The sequence below is a fragment of the Rubellimicrobium aerolatum genome (genome assembly GCF_017872975.1).
In the GTDB taxonomy this organism is placed as follows: Bacteria; Pseudomonadota; Alphaproteobacteria; order Rhodobacterales; family Rhodobacteraceae; genus Rubellimicrobium; species Rubellimicrobium aerolatum.
Window position 1 is genome coordinate 26,721 of sequence record NZ_JAGGJP010000023.1, and the last position, 6,209, is coordinate 32,929.

Annotated in this window: 6 protein-coding genes and 1 pseudogene; 5 read left to right on the forward strand and 2 right to left on the reverse strand. The window is 74.8% G+C overall.

All coding sequences use genetic code 11. The features are described 5' to 3' along the window. Nucleotides 1-177: 177 nt before the first annotated feature. On the forward strand, nt 178-540 hold the full coding sequence (locus tag J2Z33_RS16535; protein WP_209843114.1) for a response regulator: 363 nt from the start codon (nt 178-180) through the stop codon (nt 538-540). 10 nt (nt 541-550) lie between these two features. Here J2Z33_RS16535 and J2Z33_RS16540 read toward each other — a convergent pair whose 3' ends face one another. Then, entirely contained in the window at nt 551-1,507 is a 957-nt protein-coding gene (locus tag J2Z33_RS16540; protein ID WP_209843116.1) for a glycosyltransferase family 2 protein, read from the reverse strand. A gap of 223 nt (nt 1,508-1,730) precedes the next feature. On the opposite strand from J2Z33_RS16540, the gene J2Z33_RS16545 reads away from it, so the two are divergent. The 4 genes and pseudogenes from J2Z33_RS16545 (at nt 1,731) to J2Z33_RS18560 (ending at nt 5,395) form a co-directional block, all read left to right on the forward strand. Beyond that, nucleotides 1,731-3,287, forward strand: a complete 1,557-nt coding sequence (locus J2Z33_RS16545) for a B12-binding domain-containing radical SAM protein (protein WP_209843118.1) — start codon at nt 1,731-1,733, stop codon at nt 3,285-3,287. Further along, entirely contained in the window at nt 3,287-4,570 is a 1,284-nt protein-coding gene (locus J2Z33_RS16550; RefSeq protein ID WP_209843121.1) for a nitric oxide synthase oxygenase, read from the forward strand. The genes J2Z33_RS16545 and J2Z33_RS16550 overlap by 1 nt, the downstream gene beginning before the upstream one ends. Next, a pseudogene (locus tag J2Z33_RS19000) lies at nt 4,564-4,905 on the forward strand (glycosyltransferase family 2 protein); the annotation flags it as partial. The gene J2Z33_RS16550 and the pseudogene J2Z33_RS19000, both read left to right, overlap by 7 nt. Nucleotides 4,906-4,957: 52 nt before the next feature. Beyond that, complete coding sequence (locus J2Z33_RS18560) at nt 4,958-5,395, forward strand: hypothetical protein (RefSeq protein ID WP_245218934.1); 438 nt, start codon at nt 4,958-4,960, stop codon at nt 5,393-5,395. Nucleotides 5,396-5,567: 172 nt separating this feature from the next. Here the strand turns inward: J2Z33_RS18560 and J2Z33_RS16560 are convergent. Beyond that, nucleotides 5,568-6,209 (reverse strand): calcium-binding protein (locus tag J2Z33_RS16560; RefSeq protein ID WP_483414418.1); only part of this gene is annotated, 642 nt, incomplete at its 5' end.

Below are 6,209 nucleotides of genomic sequence, written 5' to 3' on the forward strand. Positions count from 1 at the left end.
GCGGGGCAGGAGAGCCTGCGGCCGAAGGCGTGGCTCGCACGGCGACGCTCGGCCAGCCGCGCGGCCGGGGGCGGACGTGCCGCGAACGGGCGCTACCTGCCGGCGCAGGGCGACGCGGCCCCTCCGCGCGATCGGCCCTCCGGCCGAGCGACCCACCGAAACCGGGAGCACAGGATCATGGCGACGGTCTCCACCCTTGCCGGACAGCACATCCTCGTCGTGGAGGACGACTACTTCGTCGCGGACGACCTGACCGCGATGCTCGAGGCGGCGGGGGCGACGGTGCTGGGCCCGGCCGCCACCCTGGCGGACGCGCGGGGACTCGTGGCGCGGACGGAGCGGCTCGACGGCGCCATCCTCGACATCAACCTCCAGGGCGAGACGGTCTTCCCGGTGGCGAACCTCCTCCGGGAGCGGGGGATCCCCTTCATCTTCGCGACCGGCTACGACCGGGGCGAGATCCCCGCGCGCTTCGCCGACGTGCGGTCCTGCGAGAAGCCCTTCACCGCCGAGCAGATCGCCGGGGCCATGTGGGCGTGAGCCGCGCCCGTCAGTAGCCATCCCACCATCGCGCCCGGTCGGACCAGGCGGCGCGGCTGGCGGACAGGGTGGCGCTCCGGCGGGCCAGGGACGGGGCGACCCGGGCGACGGCGGCCTTGAAGGCGACGCCGCCCCGGATGATGGCGACGGCGAGCCGGCGCTGCCGGGCCGGCAGGTGCCGGCGGGCGAGGCGGATGCGGGCGGCCAGAAGCTGCATCTGGCGGGGTTCGTTGGGCTGCGACGCGCCGGTGAGGTGGACGATCGTCGCGGCGGGCGTGAAGGCCGGGCGGGCGCCCAGGGCGCGGGCGCGCAGGCAGAGGTCGGCTTCTTCCCCGTAGACGAAGAAGGCCGGGTCGAACCCGCCGAGCCGGTCCCACAGCCCTCGCTCGATCAGGAGGAAGCAGCCGGTGACGATATCGACCTCGCGCTCGTGGTCCCGCGCGAACCGGGGACAGGCCTCGGGGTTGGCGAGGGCCGAGCGCGGCCAGAGCGCCGCCAGCCCGAAGCCGTTGCAGAACAGGCTCCAGGGCGTGGCCCGGCGCCACAGCGAGGTCGGGTTGAGCCGTCCGTCGGCATGGACGGTGCGCCCGCCCCAGATCCCGGCCCCGGGCCGCCGGCGCGCGAAGTCGAGCAGGGCCTCCACCGCCCCCGGCGGCACGAGGGTGTCCGGGTTGAGGAGCAGCAGATAGGGCGCGGAGGACAGCCCGGCCGCGAGGTTGTTGGCCCGGGCGAAGCCGAGGTTGCGGTCCAGCGCCAGGAGCCTCGCCCGGGGGAACTCCCGCCGGATGCGCTCCGCCGAGCCGTCCCCGGAGGCGTTGTCCACGACCACCAGCTCGTGGGGGACCGCCGTGCCCGCCTCCAGGCTGGCCAGGGCGGCGCAGGTCAGGTCCGCCGTGTCGTAGCTGACGACCACGACGCAGACCTCCGGCGCGGATGTCTCGCGGTCCTGTCCCGTCGGTTGCTCCATGGATCGCTCCGGCCCGTGGCGGGGCGGACCGGAACGGCCCGCCCGGGCCCGAGGCAAGCGCAAAGCCCGCCGCTCCGCAAGGGCCGGGGTCCGCCGCCCCCTGCGGCCCTGACCGGCCGGCCACGGAGCGAGGCGAACCGCTCGGCAAAGGCTTGCCTCCGTCGGGAACCTGCCGTCTCATGCCCGCCGAACGACAAGTCCACGCCACGGAGGAGTGCGGCCCTTGGCTCGAAGCGAGCGCCAGATCAGAGCCTTGCGCCCGGCCCGTCCGGCCGAGGCCGGGGAGCGTCCCGACGCCGTCGCGCCGGCGCTGCGCCGCCGCGTCCTGATGGTGGACCTGAACAACTTCGCCAGCTTCCCCACCCTGGCCATCGGCCTGCTGGCCGCGGCCCTTCGGAACCGAAGCCACGAGGTCCAGCTCATCTCGCCGCTCGCGCACGACGTCCCCGCCGCCGCGCGCGAGCGGCGCGAGTCCTGGCTCGACCACGCGCAGCGCCGCATCCACCTGTCCGACTTCCCTCCCCTGCTGTCGGTCCGCGACGGCCTGCGCTCGCTCCGCCACTGGCGGCAGGAGCGGCCCCACCCGGTCGTCCTGCGCGAGGTCGCCCGCGCGATCGAATCCCGCCCCGACGCCATCCTGCTGTCGGCCTATCTCCAGCACTTCAACACCGTCCGCGAGATCGGCCGCCTCGCCGCCGCCAATGGCATCCCCGTCCTGCTGGGCGGCCCGATGTTCAACGTGCCCGAGGTCGCCGAGGCTTGGCGCGGCCTGCCGGGCCTCGCCGGGGTGGTGGGCGCCGAGGCCGACCGCAGCCTCCCCGACATGGTCGAGGCGCTCTGCGCGGGCGAGGATGTCGGGCGGTTCCCCGGCGTGACCCGCCCCGACGGCGCGCGCGCGACGCCTGCTCCGCCGCTCCGCGACCTCGACGCCACGCCTTTCGCCGACTTCACCGATTTCCCCTGGGACCGCTACCCGGTGCGGATCGTGCCGCTGATGACGGGCCGGGGCTGCCAGTGGGACAAGTGCCTCTTCTGCAGCGACGTGGTGTCGGTCAGCGGCCGCACCTTCCGCACCCGGTCGGTCGAGAACGTCCTCCTGGAGATGCAGGAGCAGGCCCGGCGCCACGCGACGACGAACTTCCTGTTCCTCGACCTCAAGCTCAACTCCTACCCCGACATGATCCGCGGCATCGCCGAGGGGATCGGCGGCTACGTGCGCGGGGCCGAATGGATCGGGACGGTCCACGTGGACCAGCGCCGCGACAACGGCCTGTCGCGGGCCGACCTGTCGGCGGCGGTGGCCGGCGGGATGCGCCGGATCAGCTTCGGCCTCGAATCCGGCAGCCAGCGCCTCCTCGACCTGATGCGGAAGGGCTCCTCGGTGGAGCGCAACTCCGAGTTCATCCGCCACGCCCACGAGGCCGGGCTCAGCATCCGCTGCACCATGTTCAAGGGCTTCCCGGGCGAGACCGCCGAGGACATGGAGGCCACCGCCCGCTTCCTCGACGCCCATTCGCCCTACCTCGACCGCGTGCGCTTCAACGACTTCTCGCTCCAGGCCGACACGCCGATCTACCGGGCGGTCATGGAGAAGGGCGGGCAGGCCGGGTCGCTGGTCGTCCGCCGGACCGAGGACCGTCGCGCCCGCGCCGAATACCGCAACCCCGCCAACGCCGACCGCGCCTATCGCCGCGCCAAGGCCCGCGCCCTCGCGGCCGTCCACGGGATCAACCGCCGTCCGCTCCGCGACGCCGCGCGGCAGTTCGACGGGCTGATGTGATGCTGCGGCGACTGGCGCGGATCGGCGTGGCCCGCGAGGACTTCGCCCGGGGCAGCAGCCCGCTGGCGCGGCGGCTGCGGCGGATCTCGGCCCTGGAGCGGCGCGAGGAGGCGCGGGCCTTCCTTGACGCCTACCACGACGCCACCGGCGCGTCCCGCGACCAGCGGCGGAGGCGCTGGGCCGAGGTCCGTCGCGGCCTCGCGCGCGAGGGGTTCTACGAGCACAGCCCGGCCGAGCTGGCCTTCGGCGCCCGCCTCGCCTGGCGCAACCACGGCCGCTGCATCGGTCGGCTCTACTGGGAAAGCCTGGAGGTGGTGGACGCCCGCGCCCTGACCTCGCCCGAGGCGATGGCCGGGCGCATCGCCCGGCACATGGCCGAGGCGCTGGGCGACGGGCGCATCCGCTCGGTGATCTCGGTTTTCGCCCCCGTGCGGGGCACCGCCCTGCCGGGCTTTGTCGAAAGCCCGCAGATCACCCAGTACGCCGGCCATGTCCGGCCCGACGGCTCCATCCTCGGCGACCGCCGGAACGTGGAGGCGACGCGCATCGCCCGCTCCTTCGGCTGGGCGGCGCCGGACGAGCCCGGGCGCTTCGACCTTCTCCCCTACTTCGTCCGCGACGACCGGGACCGGCGGACGATGTTCGCCCTCCCGCCCGGCACGGTGCGCGAGGTGCCCATCGCGCATCCCGCCTGCCCGGATCTGGCGGCGCTGGGCCTGCGCTGGTATGCCGTCCCCTGCGTGAGCGGGATGATCCTCACCATCGGCGGGATCGACTACCCCTGCGCGCCGTTCAACGGCTTCTACATGTGCACCGAGATCGCGTCGCGGAACCTCGCGGACCGCGACCGCTACGACCTCCTTCCCGAGATCGCCCGCGCCCTCGGGCTCGACCCGGCGGGGCGCGACCCGCTCTGGCGCGACACCGCCCTGACCGAGCTCAACCGCGCCGTGCTGCACTCGTATCGCGCGGCGGGCGTGACCATGCTGGACCACCACGCCGCCTCCGACCAGTTCATGGAGTTCCACGGCCGCGAGCAGGCGCAGGGCCGCCAGGTCGCCGGCGACTGGCGGTGGATCGTGCCGCCCCAGGCGGGTGGCGCCTGCGAGGTGTTCCACCTGAGGATGCGGAACTTCCATCCGGTGCCGAACTACTACACCAGCCGCGCCGACGATGGCCTCCGCCTGATGCCCTGGTATGGCGACCGCTACCGCCCGCTGCCCCAACGGGCGCTGGACCGGGTCCGCCGGCGCTGGAAGCTCTGGAGCCGCATCGCGTGGTAGGCGGCCCGGCCTACAGCGTCGTCGTCCCGGTCCGCGACGAGGCGGCGGCGCTGCCCCGAACCGTTCCCGCCCTCATGGCCGCGACCGCCGGCGACTCGGCCGAGATCGTCTATGTCTGCAACGGCTGCCGCGACCCGAGCGCCGCCGTCATCCGCTCGCTCGCGCGGCCCGGGGTCCGGGTGCTGGAGATCGGCCCGGCGGGCAAGACCGGGGCCCTGAACGCCGGCGACGCCGCCGTGGCCGCCTTTCCCCGCTTCTACGTGGACGCCGACGCCGTGCTGCCCCCCGGCGGCCTCGCCCGGCTGGCCGGGGTGCTGGAGGCGGGCGCGGAGATGGTATCGCCCCGGCTGGCCTTCGACCTCGACGGCCGGTCGCGGGTCGCCTGCGATGGCCCGGACCTGGCTGGCGCTCCCCTACGCGCGCACCGCCGCCTTCCAGGTCGTCATCGGCCTCTCCCGCGAGGGGCGTGCCCGCTGGGGCCGCTTCCCTGCCCTCCTGGGGGACGACATCTTCATGGCGGCGATGGTCCCGCCCGAAAGCCGGCGCCTCGTCCCCGAGGTGGTCGCCGTCTCGCGCCCGCCCCCGGGCTTCCGGGCCTGGGTCCGCGTGCGGGCGCGCTGGCGCCGGGGGGAGCGCGAGCTGCTCCGGCTCGGCCTGCCGCGTCCCCGTCCTCCCGGCCAGCACGCCTCGCTCCTGGCCCGCTTCGCGGACCCGCGGACCCTGCCGGGCGCCGTCCTCTTCGCCGCCGCCCGCGTCCTGGGCGACCTGCTCGGCCGCCTCCCCGCGCGGGAGCCGGTGTCGTGGACCCCCGACCGAAGCGGCTGACCGAAGCGGCTGACCGGAGCGGCTGACCGGAGCGGCTGACCGGAGCGGCTGGCGGCTGACGGGCATGGCCCCGATCCTCCGCCCCCGGGATCCCCGAAAGCAGGACGGGGGCGGCCCTCTCGGACCGCCCCCGTTGCTGCCGGCGCGGGCCCGGCCAAGGCCGGGCAACCGCTCAGAGCAGGAAGTCGCCGCTGTCCAGTTGCGCCCCGTTGGCGATCAGGAGCTGCAGATTGACGATCCCGTCGCCATTGGTGTCGGCCGAGATCATGCCGCCCTCGTAGCGGAGCTGCCCCGCTTGGCCGGTGAAGTCGTTGTCGCCGATGAAGCCGAATCGCTGGTCGCCGCCCGCCATCGTGTTGGCGTCCACGCCGCTCAGGTCGATCCGGTCGCCCTGCGCCGACGAGAAGTCCACGATCACGTCGCGGACCGAGCCGCGCCCGGCTTCCAGGGTGGAGGAGAAGGCGAAGGTATCGGCCCCGGCGCCGCCTGTCAGCCGGTCGGTGCCGATGCCGCCGCGCAACTCGTCCGCGCCGCCGCCGGCGTCGATGATGTCGCGGCCCCGGAGGCCCTGGATCTCCTCGCCCGCCGAGGTTCCGGTGATCCGGTCGTTGCGGTTGGTGCCGGTAATGACGTCGCCAGTCGAGGCGACGGGGGTCGCGGGCGTGGCCGGCGTCGCAGGCGTGGCGGGGGTCGTCGGCGTGGCCGGCGTGGCCGGCGTCGCGCCGCTTCCGGCTTCGTAGGCGCCGAGGTCCACGGCGCCTGCGGTGCGGTCATCGCCGTCGAGGTCGGTTGCGGCCAGTCCGTGGGCGGCGCT

Excerpts from the sequence above, each read along its gene's own strand:
- J2Z33_RS16550 (WP_209843121.1), top strand. The coding sequence starts at position 3,287 with ATGCTGCGGCGACTGGCGCGGATCGGCGTGGCCCGCGAGGACTTCGCC.
- J2Z33_RS16535 (WP_209843114.1), top strand. The coding sequence starts at position 178 with ATGGCGACGGTCTCCACCCTTGCCGGACAGCACATCCTCGTCGTGGAG.
- J2Z33_RS18560 (WP_245218934.1), top strand. The coding sequence starts at position 4,958 with ATGGCCCGGACCTGGCTGGCGCTCCCCTACGCGCGCACCGCCGCCTTC.
- J2Z33_RS16540 (WP_209843116.1), bottom strand. The coding sequence starts at position 1,507 with ATGGAGCAACCGACGGGACAGGACCGCGAGACATCCGCGCCGGAGGTC.